Here is a 13,218-nt window from a genome sequence, read left to right on the forward strand (position 1 = left end):
CCTAAGCCGGAAGGCCTGAGCGGGAGCCGAGCCTTCGTCCAGGCGTCCTGCGTAGGATGGCGGGGTGAAGACCCGCTCCGTCGTCGTGTACTCGGTGCTGCGCCTGCTGGCGTTCCTGGTGCCGCTGGGAATCATGATGCTGTTCCCGATCTTCCGCGAGATGTACTGGCTCGCGCTGATCTTCGCGACCCTGATCGGGCTGTCCCTGTCGATCATCTTCCTGCGTCGCCCGCTGGACGATGTCGCCCAGGGGCTGGCCGTGCGTCGCGCCGCACGGACCGTCCCGACAGCCGCGGAGAAGGACGCCGACATCGAGGATGCCGCGAACGCGGCACTGCGCCACGAGGAGCGGCCTCGCCCGGACGCGCCCTCCCCGCTCTGATCAGCCGACGTACGCCCACATCAGCAGCGCCCCGTACGCGACCGCCGTCAGCGACGTCACGCCGAGTGCGACGACGAGCTCGCGCGGGTCGCCGTACAGCCACACGATGAGCAGGGCCGGGATGCCGCCCAGCAGCGCCAGCAGCACCAGCCACGCGATCGGGTAGAACACGGCGATCAGGGCGGCCAGAGCGAATGCGAGCAGAAGGCAGATCGTGAAAAGGATCTGGGACACGCGTCGGCCGATCAGCACGGACAGCGTCTTCTTGCCTGCCGTACGATCCTGCTCGATGTCGCGGAGGTTGTTGGCCACGAGCACCGCGACCGCGAGCAGCCCGGCGCCGACGCCGCCCAGCCACGCCTCCTGCGGGGCCGACTGCACCTGGATCCAGGTCGTGCCGACGGTGGCGACGAGCCCGAAGAACACGAACACGAACAGCTCGCCGAGCGCGTGGTAGCCGTACGGGCGCCTGCCGCCGGTGTAGAACCACGCCGCGAGGATGCAGGCGGCGCCGACCGCCAGCATCCACCACTGCTGCGTGCGGATCACGAGCGCGAGGCCCACGAGCCCGGCGAGCGCGAAGAACGCGAGCGCGACCACGAGCACCGTGCGCGCCTTGACCCTGCGGGAGGCCGTCAGCCGCGCGGGACCGTGCCGCACGTCGTCGGTGCCCCGCACGCCGTCCGAGTAGTCGTTCGCGTAGTTCACGCCGATCTGCAGGAGCACGGCCACCAGCAGGCATCCGAGCGCCAGCACCCAGTGGAACCGGATGTCGATGACGTGCGCGGCGCCGGTGCCGATGAGCACGGGCGCTATCGCCAGCGGCAGCGTGCGCAGGCGCGCGGCGCCGATCCAGTCGCGGGCGGTCGGCTTCGGGATGCGCCGGGCCGGCGTCCGGCCGGGCCTGCCTGCGGGGTTCGACCGGGGCGGGGTGCGCGTCTTGCGTGAGGAGGCTGCCACGACTGCATTGTAGGGGTGCCCCACCGGCACCCGGTCAGCGCTGTGCGAGCACGGCGCGCCGGATCCCGGCGCGGTCGGGCTTGCCGCTGCGCAGGGTCGGCAGCTGCTCGACGAGCACGAGCCGCGCCGGTCGCGCGTGCGGTCCGAGCCGGGCGGCGACGGCCTGCCGAGCGGCCTGGAGTTGTGGAGCGTCCGCCGCGCTCGACGGCGCGGATTCGGCGGCGCCTGTCCGGGCGACCACGATGACGGATGCCTCGCCCCAGCGCTCGTCGGGAACCGCGACCACGACCGCGCCGGCCAGACCCGGGACATCCCGCACTATCCGCTCCACCCGGTCCAGCGAGATGTTGACGCCGCCGGAGACGATGACGTTGTCGATGCGGCCGTGAATGCGCAGGATGCCGTCCTCGATCGTGCCGGCGTCGCCGGTGCGATACCAGCGGACGCCGTCGGCGTCGCGCACGAACGTCCGCTCGGTGAGGGCGGCGTCGTCCAGATACCCGTCGGCGAGCACGGGGCCGGCGAGCCGGACCTCGCCGTCCACGACGCGCATCCGGACGCCCTCCAGCGGCGCGCCGTCGTACACGCAGCCCCCGCACGTCTCGGTGGCGCCGTACGTGCGCACGATGCGGGCGCCGGCATCCTCCGCCCGCTGTCGCACGGTCGCCGGCAGCGCCTGCCCGCCGACGAGGATCGCCGCGAAGCCGCGCAGCGCGTCGCCCACCGCCCGGTCGCCGCCGTCGGCGGCGTCCAGCAGCCGGGCCAGCTGTGCGGGCACGAGCGATGTGTACGAGCCGGGCGGCATGGCGCGCGCGGCGGCGGCGAAAGCGGCCGGGTCGAAGTGCCCCTCCAGCAGCACGGGCTCGTGGCCGGCCAGGAGCGAGCGGCTGAGCACCTGCAGACCCGCGACGTATCCGGCCGGCAGCGTGAGCAGCCACGGGCCGTGGCCCACCCGGGCCGCGGTCGCGGCAGCGCTGGCAAGCAGCGCGGCGCGGCCGAGCACGACGGCCTTCGGGATGCCCGTGGAGCCGGACGTCGTGATCACGGCGGCGGTGCCGTCGGGGACCGCGCGCGGCGCGGCATCCGTCATCCCGAGCCCGAGCGCGGGACCGGTGCCGTCCAGAATCCCGCGCAGCGCGCGCAGCACCGCCGCGCCCTCGGCGGGGACAGGGGCGAGCCGCATCAGAACTGCCAGGGGTACGGCGACCAGTCCGGATCGCGCTTGGCCAGGAACGCGTCGCGTCCCTCGACGGCCTCGTCGGTGCCGTACGCGAGGCGGGTCGCCTCGCCGGCGAACACCTGCTGGCCGACCATCCCGTCGTCGACGGCGTTGAACGCGAACTTCAGCATCCGGATCGCGGTCGGCGACTTCGTGAGGATCGTGCGGGCCATCGCAATCGCCTCGCGCTCGAGGTCGGCGTGCGCGACGACGCGGTTGACGGCGCCCATCTCGTACGCGCGCTGCGCGGAGTACTCCTCGGCGAGGAAGAACACCTCACGGGCGAACTTCTGCCCGATCTGCCGCGCGAAGTACGCCGAGCCGTAGCCGGCATCGAACGAGCCGACGTCGGCGTCGGTCTGCTTGAACCGGCCGTGCTCGCGGCTGGCAATTGTGAGGTCGCACACCACATGCAGGGAGTGCCCGCCGCCGGCCGCCCATCCGGGGACCACGGCGATGACGACCTTCGGCATGAACCGGATCAGGCGCTGCACCTCGAGGATGTGCAGGCGCCCGGCGCGCGCGGGGTCGTGCACGGCCGCCTCGTCGTCGGAGTACTTGTACCCGTCGCGCCCGCGGATGCGCTGGTCGCCGCCCGAGCAGAACGCCCAGCCGCCGTCCTTCGGGCTCGGCCCGTTGCCGGTGAGCAGCACGACGCCGATCCGCGGATCCTGCCGGGCTATGTCCAGGGCCGTGTACAGCTCGTCGACGGTGCGTGGGCGGAACGCGTTGCGCACCTCGGGCCGGTCGAACGCTATCCGGGCGATGCGGCCGTCGCGGGAGACGTGCGCCGTGATGTCGGTGTAGGCGGCGGCGCCGCCGTCGGGGCCGGGCGCCGGCATCCACTGTGCGGGGTCGAACAGCTCGGAAACGCTCACGGCACCAGCGTACGCGGGGACGCGGCGTCGCCCATCGATGCGAGACTGGAAGAGGATGCCGCCGACCGGCGACATCCGGAAGGCAGGCATGAGGATCACCCGGTCGTCGGACTGGCGCAGCGCGCTCCCCTTCGAGACGCCGATGATCGCCGATTCCGTGATGCCGGGCGATCCGGCGCGCTGCACCACGTGCGGTGTCGGCGCCGATCCGCTGCCGCGCACCGCGCTGTGGGCGGTGAAGCACCGTCATCCGCACGACCCGGCCGGCACGGTGCGCCTGTACTGCGCGGAGCACACGCCGCGCACCGCGGCTCCCGCGCCGGTGGCGAGCCCGTCCCGCACGGCGGGCGCGACGCGCGCGCCGCGGCCGCAGGCCGAGCGTCCCGTCCGTCAGCCGGCGCGCAAGGTCGTCGAGAGGCCCGCGCTGATCTGCCCGGACTGCTTCGTCGAGGTGCCTGCGACGGGGGTCTGCGGCATGTGCGGGCAGCGCGTGGCCTGACGCCTAGCGGTTCTTCGCGTCGCGCCAGGCCAGCCAGCGCGTGACGACGTCATAGTCGTAGTCGGGACCCGCCATCGCCAGGGTGAAAAGGCGCACGCCCGCGGCGTGCAGGGCGTCGGCATCCCGCTCGTCCCGTCGGTGCAGCTCGTTCGAGACCACGAGGTCCGCGACATCCCGCCCCTCCTTCTGCGCCCACCGCTCGATCACGTCGAGCTTGTGCGCGAGCCCGTCGGCGGGGACGAAGCTGTGCCATATGTCGGCGTGCCGGGCGACCAGGCGCAGCGTCTTCTGCTCGCCCTTGCCGCCGATCATGACCGGGATGCGACGGGTCGGCGGCGGGTTCAGCTTCGCCCACCGCGCCTCGATGCGCCGCAGTCCCTCAGCGAGCGCGTCCAGCCGGGTGCCCGGCGTGCCGAACTCGTACCCGTACTCGTCGTAGTCGCGCTCGAACCAGCCGGCGCCGGTGCCGAAGATGAACCGGCCGCCGGAGATGTGGTCGAGGGTCCGCGCCATGTCGGCCTGCAGGTCGGCATTGCGGTATCCGTTGCAGTTGACGAGCGTGCCGAACTCGACGCGGGATGTCTGCTCGGCCCACGCGCCGAGCATCGTCCAGGCCTCGAAGTGGGTGCCGTCGGGGTCGCCGTACAGCGGGAAGAAGTGGTCCCAGTTGAACAGGATGTCCACGCCCGCATCTTCGAGGCGGCGCACGGCACCGCGCAGATCGGCGTAGCGGACGTGTTCGGGGCGGAGCTGGACGCCCAGCCGCACGGGAGTGTCGAGGAGCATCGTCTCAGCCTACGAGGGTGTTCGCCTCACCCGCGGGCGCGGTGCGCCTTGAGGAACGCGTCGATGATGCTCCACAGCGCGATGCCGGCGATGAAGAACCAGCACAGGATCGTGAGGATGCGGTGCACTCCTGCCGGGTCGTCGTCGATCACGGCCTCGAAGAACGCCGGGTTCAGCAGGTGCCCGCTGTTGTACGCCAACGTGCCGACGGCCAGCAGTGCGAAGACCGTGTTCGCGATCGCGGTGCGCATCGTCCAGCGGCCCTGCACGTGCACGACGACCGACAGCATGGCGACCAGGGCCATGATCGCGAACAGGATGACGACGGCCGTGGGCCACAGCGCCGGATTCACCAGCGACACGCGATGCTCCGGCACGAAGCCGAGCCACAGGTCCCACAGCACGGCACCGGCCAGCACCCCCATCATGACGATGCTCGCGACCATGTCCGCGAACGTCGCGCCGCTCGCCTTGGGCTCGGGGAGCTTGTCGGGCGTCCACGGTTCGCTCGTCATCGTCTCGCGGCCCGAGCGCTCCAGGATCACGAACACCAGCGTGGTCCAGAACGCCACATGCAGGCCCGCAGTCATCATCGTGACGCAGACCGAGCCGATGATCGATCCGGCCGGCGCGCCGGCGATGATCTGCGCCAGGGCCACACCGGCGCCCGCGAACGGGATCACGATCCACAGCAGCACCTTGAGCAGCCGCCACCAATCGAGGTAGTAGCGCGGGCCGATCAGGTGCAGGTCGCGGCCCGTGTAGCCGGCGGCAAGCTTCTCGGGGTCGCCGAGTCCGGTGAGCACGGCACGGCCGGCGGCGTCGGGCTTCTCGCCCGCGTCGACACGCGCGTCGATCTGATCGGCGATCGATGTGCGCAGCTCGGCGGATAGGTCTGCGCGCTGCTTTTCGGGCACGGTGCGCATCGCGGCGTCGACGTAGCGGTCGGTGAGGGTTGCGGCATCCATGTCAGTTCTCCTCGGGGAGTGCGGCGATCGCATGTGCGATCGCACGGAAGTCGGTCGTGAGCGTGGCGGCGAGCGCGGTTCCGGCAGCGCTCGTGCGATAGAACTTGCGCGGCCGGGTCTCGTCGGTGTTCCACTCGCTGGTCAGATACCCCTGCTTCTCGAGTCGTCGCAGCAGCGGATACAGCGTGTTGGCGTCGGTCGCGAACCCGCGACGGTCGAGCTCCTCCAGCAGCCCGTACCCGTAACCGGGTTCGGTCAGCAGCCGCAGGCATGCCAGCACGACCGTGCCGCGCCGCAGCTCCTGAAGATGCGTCTCGAGGATCTCATTCTCACTCACATCCCACACGGTACTGTGTGACACACACTATTGTCAATCGCCTCCTTTGATGTCTCGCTATCTCGATGCAGGCGCCCGCCGCGGTGCGGGCCAAGATGGGAGCGTGAGGATGCCGGAGCTCGACGAGCTGCTCGCGCAGGCTCGGGTCGTCGCCCTGCCGATGGTCACGCGGTTCCGTGGGGTCACGGTGCGCGAGGCCGTGCTGCTGCGCGGGTCCGAGGGGTGGACGGAGTTCTCCCCGTTCCCCGAGTACGGCGACGCCGAGGCCGCCACGTGGCTCGCCGCGGCGATCGACTTCGGGTGGAACGAGCAGCCGCCCCCCGTGCGCGACGCCATCCCGGTCAATGCCACCGTCCCGGCGGTCGCCGTCGGCGCCGTGCCCGCCGTGCTGGCCCGCTACGACGGATGCCGCACAGCGAAGGTCAAGGTCGCCGAGCGCGGCCAGAGTCTGGCCGAGGACGTCGCGCGCGTGCAGGCGGTGCGTGCCGCGATGGGACCGGAGGGCCGCGTGCGCATCGACGCGAACGGCGGCTGGAACGTCGACGAGGCCGAGCGCGCCATCCACGCCCTCGCCGACGCCGACCTGGAGTACGTCGAGCAGCCGTGCGCGACCGTCGACGAGCTCGCCGAGCTGCGGGCGCGCATCCGCCGCTGGGACGTCCCGATCGCCGCCGACGAGAGCGTGCGCAAGGCCACGGACCCGCTGGCCGTGGCCCGCGCGGGCGCGGCCGACATCCTGATCGTCAAGGCGCAGCCGCTGGGCGGAGCGCGCCGCGCGCTCGAGATCGTCGCGCAGGCGGGCCTGCCCGCGGTCGTCTCCAGCGCCCTGGACACCTCGATCGGCCTCGGCATGGGCGTGACCCTCGCCGCCGCGCTGCCCATGCTCGACCACGACTGCGGCCTGGGCACGGCATCCCTGTTCACGGCGGATGTCACGACCCCTCCGCTGCGTCCCGCCGGCGGGATGCTGCCGGTGGGCCGGGTCGCACCGGACCCCGCACGGCTCGACGAGCTCGCCGCCGCCCCCGACCGCACCGCGTGGTGGCTCGCGCGGCTCGCGCGCTGCTACGCACTGCTGCCCGGCTGAGCCGCGGCGTCCTCGGCCCGCCATCCTCGGCCCGCGATCGGCCCATCATCCTCGGCCCAGGCGAGGGGATCGGCCGACGCGAGGGCTCTTTCGCGCGGATCCGTCCTCGCCTCGGCCATTCTCCTCGGCTCGGCCGAGGGCAGGCGCCGCGTCGACCCTCGGCCGAGCCGAGGAGTCAGCGACCTGCGGCCGGGCCGGTGAAGCCCTCGACCACGGCGGCCGCGAGCTCCTGCGTGCGCGTGCTGATGAGGTCGCGGGCCGCGGCGTCGTCCAGGCCCGCGATGACCGCCGCCACCGACGTGTTCTCCCACAGCTCGAGCATCGTCTGCGCGAAACCTAACGCCGGCATCCGCAGCGTCAGCCCGTAGCTGGACACCAGGTCGTTCACGAGGTCCGCGACGCGTCGCGTCATCCCCTCGCCCCACTGGCGGTACGCCGCCGCCATCCGCTCGTCGCGCATGGCGCGGATGCGGATCTCGCTCATCAGCAGCACGCCCTGTCGCGTGTCCAGTGACGCGTCCACCAGGTTCTGCACGACCTCGGCGGGCGTCGCCGGCTCCCCCTCGCCCCCCGTGACGCGCTTGACGCGCTCCGTGATCGTGGCGAGTTTGCGGTCGGACACCGTCGTCATCAGCTCGAGGAACAGCTCGTCCTTCGACTCGAAGTTCGAGTAGAAGGCGCCGCGCGTGAACCCTGCGCGCTCGCAGACGGCCTCGACGGATGCCGCGTCCAGGCCCACATCGGCAAAGACGTCGAATGCGGCGTCGAGCAGGCGCACCCGCGTGTTCTCGCGGCTGCGGGTCCCACTGGCGGCGTCGGTCACGGCATCCCTCGATTCACATTCAGTATCCAGCCTCGGCGTTCGCGTCGGGATTACGATACACGAACGTATCCGATACACTCCTGTATTGGATACGAAGACGTATCGGAATCCCGTCGCATCACTTCCGGAGGCCTCGTGTCCACTCTCCTCGCCGCGTTGGGCCGCTGGTCGTACCGCCACCCGTGGCGGGTGCTCGTCAGCTGGCTCCTCCTGCTGGCTCTCGCCGGCGGCGGCGTTGCGCTGTTCGCGCAGGGCACGGACAACTCGTTCTCGATCTCCGGCACCGAATCGCAGGCGGGCCTGGAGCAGCTTTCACGCACGTTCCCGCAGGTCTCCGGCACCAGCGCGCAGGCGGTGGTCGTCGCCCCGGACGGGCAGAAGGTGGATGCCGCTCCCTTCACGCAGAAGATCCACACCACGATCGCCGAGATCGAGAAGCTGCCGGGCGTGCTGGGCGTGAGCGACCCGTTCTCGACGCAGATCGACGGCCTGATCTCCGACGACGGATCCGCCGCGATCATCCGGATGCAGTTCTCCGGGCAGGTCACCGACGTCAGCGCCGACACGAAGGCGAGCCTCGAGCACGTCGTCGACGGGCTGCGCACCGCGCTGCCCGCCGGCTCGCAGGTTGACCTCGGCGGCGACCTGTTCGCCACGTCGCTGCCGGCGCTCTCCCCGATCGAGGCCGTGGGTCTCGTGATAGCGCTGCTGGTGCTGATCGTCACGTTCCGGTCGTTCCTCGTGGCCGGGATGCCGCTGCTGACCGCGCTGCTGGGCGTCGGCCTGTCGATGGCCCTGATCTTCGTGGCCACCGCTTTCGCGTCGATCTCGTCGACGACCCCACTGCTGGCGCTCATGCTGGGGCTCGCGGTCGGCATCGACTACGCGCTGTTCATCATCTCCCGGCATCAGGACCAGGTCAGATCGGGCATGGACCCCGAGGAGTCGACCGCGCGCGCGACCGGGACGGCGGGATCCGCCGTGGTGTTCGCCGGCGTCACCGTGCTGATCGCGCTGATCGGGCTCGGATTCGCGAACATCCCGTTCCTGACGACGATGGGCATCGCCGCCGCCGTCGCGGTCGCCATCGCGGTGATGGTCGCGCTCACGCTGACGCCCGCGTTCCTCGGCTTCACGAAGGGCCGCGTGGCCGGGTGGGCGCGCCGCTCCCGCAAGGCCCAGGCCGAGCGGGGCGAAGGGCGCGCCCGGCGGGGCCTCGCCGGCCGGTGGGTCGGCCTGGTCACGACGCATCCGATCGTCACCACCGTCGCGGTGGTGCTGGGCCTGGGCATGCTTGCGATCCCCGCGACGAGCCTCGCGCTCGCCCTCCCCAACGCCGGGATGCTGCCGAAGGACAGCGACGCGCGCCAGTCGTACGACCTCGTGAGCGAGCACTTCGGCCCCGGGTTCAACGGACCGCTCATCATGACCGGGACGATAGTGACCAGCAACGACCCGCTGACCCTGATGAAGGACATCGGCGCCGACATCGAAAAGCTCCCGGGCGTGCAGAGCGTGGCCCTGGCCACCCCCAACGGAGCCGCGGACACCGGCATCGTCCAGGTCATCCCCACCACGGCCCCCGACGACCCCGCGACCGCGGACCTGGTGCGCGAACTGCGCGCGCAGCACGACCGCATCCTCGACGAGTACGGCGTCGACCTGAAGGTCACCGGCTTCACGGCCGTCGCCATCGACATCTCCGACCGGCTCGGCGGGGCGCTGCTGCCGTTCGGGGTCTTCGTGGTCGGGCTCTCGCTCGTCCTCCTGACGATAGTGTTCCGCTCGATCTGGGTGCCCCTGAAGGCCACCGCCGGATACCTGCTGTCGGTCGCGGCGGCGTTCGGCGTCGTCTCGCTCGTGTTCGTGCACGGCGTCGGCGCCGACCTGCTGAACGTCACGAAGGTCGGCCCGATCATCAGCTTCATGCCGATCGTGCTGATGGGCGTGCTGTTCGGCCTCGCCATGGACTATGAGGTGTTCCTCGTGTCGCGCATGCGCGAGGACTACGTGCACGGCCGCCGGCGCCGCGCCGGCAGCCGCGATCGGCAGCTCGCCGTCGACGCCGTCCGCACCGGGTACATCGCCTCCGCGCGCGTGGTCACCGCCGCCGCCGTCATCATGTTCGCCGTGTTCGCCGCGTTCGTTCCCGAGGGCGACTCGAGCCTGAAGCCGATAGCGCTGGGCCTGGCCGCCGGCATCGCCATCGACGCGTTCGTGGTGCGGATGACGCTGGTGCCCGCCGTGATGGCCCTTCTCGGCGCGAAGGCATGGTGGATGCCGCGATGGCTCGACCGGGTGCTCCCGCACTTCGACATCGAGGGTGAGGCGGTCGAGCGCGAGATCTCGCTCGCCGACTGGCCCGAGCCGCGCACGACCGCGGCGGCCGTCGCCGACGGGCTGAGCCTGGCCGACCACGACGGCATCACCCTCTACCAGGACGTCGTGTTCCGTGTCGAGCCGGGCGGGTCGCTGCTGCTGGCCGGCGCGGATCCGCGCGCGACGCGCGCCCTCGCACTGACCGTGGCGGGTCGCGTCGCCCCCACGTCCGGGCGCCTGAAGGTCGGCGGCCACCTGCTGCCGGAGCGCGCGCTGTGGGTGCGCGCGCACGCGGGCGTGGCGCTCCTCGGCGGCAGCGCCGACGCCGCGGCCGACGTGCGGAGTGCGCTGCGGCGCCGCACGCGCCTTCTGGTGGTCGACGGGCTGGATGCCGCGACCACCCCGGGTGCACGCGACCAGCTGACCGCGGCCCTGCGGGACGCGGCATCCGTCACCCCGGACCTCGTGGTCGTCGCCACCGCCGCCGACCCGGCCCGCGCGCGCCGCATCCTCGCCGAGGCCGGACGCGCCGGCGTCGACGTCATCGATCTCGCCGCCCCACGGCGCGCCCCCGTTCTTCCCGCTTCGTCCTCCGAGGTGACAGCATGAGAATGCCCATCGAACGCGCCCGTTCCCGCCGCCCGATCACGTGGGCGACCCTGGCCGGCGTCGTGCTGCTGCCGGTGCTCATCGGCGGCATCCTCACCGCCGCGCTCTACAACCCCGCCGAGCGGCTCGACGCCATGAGCGCCGCCATCGTCAACGCCGACCAGCCGGTCACCGTCGACGGCCGGACGGTGCCGCTGGGGCGTCAGCTGACCGCCGGTCTCGTGAAGGGCTCGGATGCCGTGCCCAGCAATCTGGACTGGACGATCTCGAACGCCCGGGACGCCAAGGCGGGCCTGGCCGATGGGACGTACCAGGCGGTCGTGACGATCCCGGAGGGCTTCTCCGCCGCGGCCGTCTCTCCCGGAAAGGAGCTTGCCGGGACCGATGTGCCCGCGCAGCAGGCGACGATCCACGTTCAGACGGCGCCGGATGCGCGGGTCATCGACGACGCCATCACCGCGCAGGTGACGCAGGCGGCGGCATCCGTCCTCGGCTCCTCGCTGTCGTCGACGACGCTGCAGAACGTGTTCGTGAGCTTCACGACGCTCGGCGACCAGCTCGGCACCGCCGCGGACGGCGCGGCGACGTGGGCCGACGGCGCCCGCACCACGGCCGACGGTGCCCGCAGCCTCGCCGACGGGGTGCGGCAGCTGTCCACCGGGGCGGGGAGCCTCGCCGAGGGCGCCGACGGCATCGCGTCCGGTGTCACGACACTGTCCGCCGGAGCGTCGGGATGGGCCGCGGGCGCGCACAAGGCCGCCGAGGGCCTCGGCACCTGGGCCGACGGCGCCCGCACCCTGGCGGGGACCACGACGCAGCTGGCCGGCAGCCTCTCGACGATCGCCGACGGCCTGTCCCAGACCCCGCAGATCCCGCAGCAGGTGGTGGATGCCGCGCACCGGCTGGCCGCGAACAAGGACACGGTGAGCGCGTCCATGACCGACCTGACTCAGAAGCTGGCCGCCGCGGCCGCCGACTGCAGCACCCAGGGCGGGTCGGCCCAGCTGTGCGCGACGCTCACCCAGCTCTCGACCGGCGCGCAGACCTCGCTGCCACAGGTGACCGCGGTCGTCGACAACGCGGATGTCATGGCGCAGGCGGTGGACGGACTGAGCCGGCTGCCGCAGGCGGCGCGCGGGCTGTCGCAGATCTCCGGCGGCATGACGCAGGTGGCCGGCGGCATGACCGGCCTTGCCGGCGGGGCGACGGATGCCGCGGCCGGCGTCGCGAGGCTCGCCGGCGGCGCGTCATCGCTGTCCGGCGGCGCCGCGCGGGCCGCGGCGGGCGCCTCGCAGTGGGCGGGCGGCGCGCGCGCGTGGGCGGACGGCGCGGCAGCGTCCGCGGACGGCACCGGGACGCTCGCCGGCGGCACCGGCACACTCGCCGACGGCGCGGACGATATAGCGTCGGGGTTGCGCACCGCCTCTGACGCCCTGCCGTCGTTCACCGACCAGCAGGCGAAGAGCCTCGCCTCGGTTGTCGCCGACCCGGTGGCGGCGACGGGCCTCGGCGACAGCATGTTCGGTGCCGCGGCGATTCCGCTGCTGGCGATGCTCGCGCTGTGGTTCGGGGGGCTCGGATCGTTCGTGGCGCTGCAGGCGGTGTCCCGCCGGGCCCTGACATCCCGCCGCCCGTCGGCCCTGCTGGCCCTGCGCGCGCTCGCGCCGGCGGCCGCGATCGGCGCCGTCCAGGGACTGCTCGTGGCCGGCGTCGTGCAGCTCGCGGCATCCTACGACTGGGGCACCTGGGCCGTGTTCGCTGCCGTGTGCGCGGTCGCCGGCGTCGCTTTCGCGGCCGTGAACCAGGCGCTCGTGGCCGTGTTCGGCGGTGCCGGGCGATGGCTGGCGGCCGTCGTGGGCGTGCTCGCGGTCGCCACCGGGGTGGTCTCCACGGTGCCCGCGGCCCTCGTCGCCGTCGCCGCGGTGCTGCCGACCGCACCGGGACTGACCGCGGGCCTTGCCGTGCTGACCGGCTCCGCGGGCCTCGGCGCCGGGATCGCAGGGCTCGTGATCTGGGCGTTGCTCGCGTTCGCCGCGACGGTCGTGGCGGTCGTGCGACGGCGGACGACGAGCGTGAAGGCGCTGCTGCAGGACCTGCCGGCCGCGGCGTAGTCGTCAGTGGCGGGCGCGAGCGTGCCCGGGTGCGCCGGCCACGCGGCTCCAGTCGGTCGGGACCGGCCGGTAGCCGTCGCGGCGGAGCTCGACGACGGTCGCCACGATCCCCCAGATCGCGAGGGCTCCCAGAACGATGACGATGATCATGGCAGAAACACTACGATCGATGTAAACTAGCCACGAGTGGCAGAATGGACACTGTTCGATCGAATTCTGCCAATCCATGGAGAGGGAGCC

At 72.3% G+C, this 13,218-nt stretch carries 13 protein-coding genes; 5 read left to right on the forward strand and 8 right to left on the reverse strand.

Going from position 1 to position 13,218, the window contains the following annotated elements; genetic code table 11:
- The first annotated feature begins 64 nt into the window (after positions 1-64).
- On the forward strand, positions 65-382 hold the full coding sequence (locus GH740_RS00740) for a DUF4229 domain-containing protein (RefSeq protein ID WP_367640141.1): 318 nt from the start codon (positions 65-67) through the stop codon (positions 380-382).
- On the opposite strand, the gene GH740_RS00745 is transcribed toward GH740_RS00740, so the two are convergent.
- From GH740_RS00745 to GH740_RS00755, 3 genes are read right to left on the reverse strand one after another with little or no spacing between them, the layout of a single operon-like run.
- Positions 383-1,342, reverse strand: a complete 960-nt coding sequence (locus GH740_RS00745; RefSeq protein ID WP_367640143.1) for a 1,4-dihydroxy-2-naphthoate polyprenyltransferase — start codon at positions 1,340-1,342, stop codon at positions 383-385. It lies immediately after the preceding gene.
- A 34-nt stretch (positions 1,343-1,376) separates the two neighbouring features.
- Entirely contained in the window at positions 1,377-2,525 is a 1,149-nt protein-coding gene (locus GH740_RS00750; RefSeq protein ID WP_153744216.1) for an AMP-binding protein, read from the reverse strand.
- Positions 2,525-3,439: a 1,4-dihydroxy-2-naphthoyl-CoA synthase gene (locus GH740_RS00755; RefSeq protein ID WP_367640145.1), complete on the reverse strand. Its 915-nt coding sequence runs from the start codon at positions 3,437-3,439 to the stop codon at positions 2,525-2,527. Before GH740_RS00755 ends, GH740_RS00750 begins: the two co-directional genes overlap by 1 nt.
- An 88-nt stretch (positions 3,440-3,527) precedes the next feature.
- On the opposite strand from GH740_RS00755, the gene GH740_RS00760 reads away from it, so the two are divergent.
- Complete coding sequence (locus tag GH740_RS00760; RefSeq protein WP_153744217.1) at positions 3,528-3,938, forward strand: glucose-6-phosphate dehydrogenase; 411 nt, start codon at positions 3,528-3,530, stop codon at positions 3,936-3,938.
- A gap of 3 nt (positions 3,939-3,941) precedes the next feature.
- On the opposite strand, the gene GH740_RS00765 is transcribed toward GH740_RS00760, so the two are convergent.
- Genes GH740_RS00765 through GH740_RS00775 form a run of 3 tightly spaced genes read right to left on the reverse strand, consistent with a single transcriptional unit; the run spans position 3,942 to position 6,029 of the window.
- Positions 3,942-4,724, reverse strand: coding sequence for an LLM class F420-dependent oxidoreductase (locus GH740_RS00765; protein WP_153744218.1), 783 nt, complete (start codon positions 4,722-4,724; stop codon positions 3,942-3,944).
- A 26-nt stretch (positions 4,725-4,750) separates the two neighbouring features.
- Positions 4,751-5,692 carry a permease prefix domain 1-containing protein gene (locus tag GH740_RS00770; protein WP_153744219.1) on the reverse strand — a complete coding sequence of 314 codons (942 nt, stop codon included), beginning with the start codon at positions 5,690-5,692 and terminating at the stop codon, positions 4,751-4,753.
- A 1-nt stretch (position 5,693) separates the two neighbouring features.
- Positions 5,694-6,029 carry a PadR family transcriptional regulator gene (locus GH740_RS00775; protein ID WP_367640148.1) on the reverse strand — a complete coding sequence of 112 codons (336 nt, stop codon included), beginning with the start codon at positions 6,027-6,029 and terminating at the stop codon, positions 5,694-5,696.
- A gap of 109 nt (positions 6,030-6,138) precedes the next feature.
- Here GH740_RS00775 and GH740_RS00780 point away from each other — a divergent pair, with 109 nt between their 5' ends.
- Positions 6,139-7,116, forward strand: a complete 978-nt coding sequence (locus GH740_RS00780) for an o-succinylbenzoate synthase (protein ID WP_172978235.1) — start codon at positions 6,139-6,141, stop codon at positions 7,114-7,116.
- A 175-nt stretch (positions 7,117-7,291) separates the two neighbouring features.
- Here the strand turns inward: GH740_RS00780 and GH740_RS00785 are convergent, their stop codons facing one another.
- Positions 7,292-7,939 (reverse strand): TetR/AcrR family transcriptional regulator, encoded by a 648-nt coding sequence (locus tag GH740_RS00785; protein WP_172978236.1) that lies wholly within the window; start codon positions 7,937-7,939, stop codon positions 7,292-7,294.
- Between the two features lie 135 nt (positions 7,940-8,074).
- On the opposite strand from GH740_RS00785, the gene GH740_RS00790 reads away from it, so the two are divergent.
- Entirely contained in the window at positions 8,075-10,867 is a 2,793-nt protein-coding gene (locus GH740_RS00790) for an MMPL family transporter (RefSeq protein WP_367640150.1), read from the forward strand.
- Positions 10,864-12,978, forward strand: coding sequence for a YhgE/Pip family protein (locus tag GH740_RS00795; RefSeq protein WP_153744222.1), 2,115 nt, complete (start codon positions 10,864-10,866; stop codon positions 12,976-12,978). The genes GH740_RS00790 and GH740_RS00795 overlap by 4 nt, the downstream gene beginning before the upstream one ends.
- 3 nt (positions 12,979-12,981) lie before the next feature.
- Here GH740_RS00795 and GH740_RS13825 read toward each other — a convergent pair whose 3' ends face one another.
- Positions 12,982-13,128, reverse strand: coding sequence for a hypothetical protein (locus GH740_RS13825; RefSeq protein ID WP_172978237.1), 147 nt, complete (start codon positions 13,126-13,128; stop codon positions 12,982-12,984).
- Positions 13,129-13,218: the final 90 nt, after the last annotated feature.

Origin of the sequence: Microbacterium sp. SYP-A9085 (assembly GCF_009649635.1) — a bacterium.
Classification (GTDB): Bacteria; Actinomycetota; Actinomycetes; order Actinomycetales; family Microbacteriaceae; genus Microbacterium.

Bases quoted from the DNA above. Each gene is read 5' to 3' on its own strand.
- GH740_RS00750 (WP_153744216.1), bottom strand. From the start codon at position 2,525: ATGCGGCTCGCCCCTGTCCCCGCCGAGGGCGCGGCGGTGCTGCGCGCG.
- GH740_RS00760 (WP_153744217.1), top strand. From the start codon at position 3,528: ATGAGGATCACCCGGTCGTCGGACTGGCGCAGCGCGCTCCCCTTCGAG.
- GH740_RS00765 (WP_153744218.1), bottom strand. From the start codon at position 4,724: ATGCTCCTCGACACTCCCGTGCGGCTGGGCGTCCAGCTCCGCCCCGAA.
- GH740_RS00770 (WP_153744219.1), bottom strand. From the start codon at position 5,692: ATGGATGCCGCAACCCTCACCGACCGCTACGTCGACGCCGCGATGCGC.
- GH740_RS00780 (WP_172978235.1), top strand. From the start codon at position 6,139: ATGCCGGAGCTCGACGAGCTGCTCGCGCAGGCTCGGGTCGTCGCCCTG.
- GH740_RS00795 (WP_153744222.1), top strand. From the start codon at position 10,864: ATGAGAATGCCCATCGAACGCGCCCGTTCCCGCCGCCCGATCACGTGG.
- GH740_RS13825 (WP_172978237.1), bottom strand. From the start codon at position 13,128: ATGATCATCGTCATCGTTCTGGGAGCCCTCGCGATCTGGGGGATCGTG.